Source organism: Pseudoxanthomonas sp. LjRoot204_2, assembly GCF_056175765.1.
This window is the reverse complement of record NZ_JBGFFG010000734.1, coordinates 1-1,043: the sequence shown is the minus strand read 5'-3', so window position 1 is coordinate 1,043 and position 1,043 is coordinate 1. Positions and strand designations below refer to the sequence as shown.

1 protein-coding gene is annotated in these 1,043 nt (G+C 61.7%); it reads left to right on the top strand.

Features of this window, described 5'->3' with window-relative positions:
• Window positions 1-1,043: TonB-dependent receptor domain-containing protein (locus AC04L7_RS19485; protein WP_475513815.1), on the top strand; the 1,043-nt coding region annotated here is incomplete at both ends.

The following is a 1,043-nucleotide window of genomic DNA, read 5'->3' as shown; positions in this document are numbered from 1 at the left end:
GTGCAGCAACACGCCCGGCGCGGCGATCCCTTGCGGTGACTATCTCGGCTACGGCGACCTGACCCCCGAGGTGCTCAACTACATCCTGTTCAGGACGCGCGACAACGGCGGCAACGACCAGAAAAGCTTCACCGCCAACATCAGCGGCCAGCTATTCGAGATGCCGGCCGGTTGGGTGGGCTTTGCCTCCGGCATTGAGGTTCGCAAGGAGCGTGGTTGGCGCGATCCCGATCCGCTGACGGTACTGGGCATTGCCAACACGAACCAACAGGATCCGATCGCCGGTGAGTACACGGCCAAGGAAGCCTTCGCCGAGTTTGCCGTGCCGCTGTTGCAGGACAGCGTGATCGCCGAGAGCCTGACGCTCAATGCCGCGGTGCGTTACTCCGACTACGATCTGTTCGGCGAAGACGTGAACTACAAGGTGGGGCTGGATTGGCAGATCGTGCCGTCCTTGAAGGTGCGCGCCAACTACGCCACGGCTTTCCGCATCCCTAACATTCCCGAACTGTTTGGTGGCGTGGCCGAGGGCAACCTGACCACGACCGATCCCTGTAGCGGCTGGAGCAGCTTGCCGGCTGATTCGGTAGTGCGTCAGAACTGCCAGGCGTACGGCGTACCGACAGGCTACGTGCAGCCGGGCAACACGATCCTGACCACCTCCGGCGGCAATCCTGACCTGGAGCCGGAAGATGCCAAGTCCTTGACCGTGGGCGCGGTCTGGACCCCGAGCTTCCTGCCAGGGCTGACGCTGACGGTGGACTACTTCAACATCAAGATCGACAACGCGATCCAGCGTATCGATGGCTCAACCAAGCTGTCGATCTGCTACAACACCCCGGGCTTGGCGCATCCGTTCTGCGGCAATGACAACTTCACCCGCAATCCGATCACCGGTGAAGTGGACTTCCTGTCGTCCCAGCCGGTCAATGCGGCCAACGAGCGTGTTCGCGGCATCGATCTGGGAGGCCTGTATGAGTTCGCAGTCGCAGGCTTCGACTCCACTCTGAGCGTGGATGTGTCCTACCTGGATCAGTACGACG